This window comes from Vibrio atypicus (assembly GCF_009811315.1).
Taxonomy (GTDB): Bacteria; Pseudomonadota; Gammaproteobacteria; order Enterobacterales; family Vibrionaceae; genus Vibrio; species Vibrio atypicus.
In genome coordinates this window covers 1-400 of record NZ_BLID01000040.1, presented here as the reverse complement: position 1 = coordinate 400, position 400 = coordinate 1, and the positions used below count along the sequence as shown (strand labels likewise).

The following is a 400-nucleotide window of genomic DNA, read 5'->3' as shown; positions in this document are numbered from 1 at the left end:
TAATTGGTAAAAACCAGTAATGTTCCCTTTTCAGGGGAGTAAATGGTGGCTACGACGGGATTCGAACCTGTGACCCCATCATTATGAGTGATGTGCTCTAACCAGCTGAGCTACGTAGCCATCTTAAGGAACAATAGAAGAGTCTTCTACAGTACCTAAAAATAATGGCAGGTCTACCTGGATTCGAACCAGGGAATGGCGGCATCAAAAGCCGCTGCCTTACCGCTTGGCGATAGACCTGCAGTGCGATAGTTAAAAACTATCTGAAAGTTTAGATGGTGCGGTCGGAGAGACTTGAACTCTCACACCTTGCGGCGCCAGAACCTAAATCTGGTGCGTCTACCAATTCCGCCACGACCGCGTATCTAACATCATTGAGAGAATTGGTAAAACCTCAACG

General features: G+C 47.0%; 3 tRNA genes. All 3 read right to left on the bottom strand.

Annotated elements, in window-relative coordinates:
• Window positions 1-43 precede the first annotated feature (43 nt).
• Window positions 44-120 (bottom strand) — tRNA-Met (locus GVO60_RS22245).
• A 45-nt stretch (window positions 121-165) separates the two neighbouring features.
• Window positions 166-240 (bottom strand) — tRNA-Gln (locus tag GVO60_RS22240).
• 36 nt (window positions 241-276) lie between these two features.
• Window positions 277-361, bottom strand: a tRNA-Leu gene (locus GVO60_RS22235).
• Window positions 362-400: the final 39 nt, after the last annotated feature.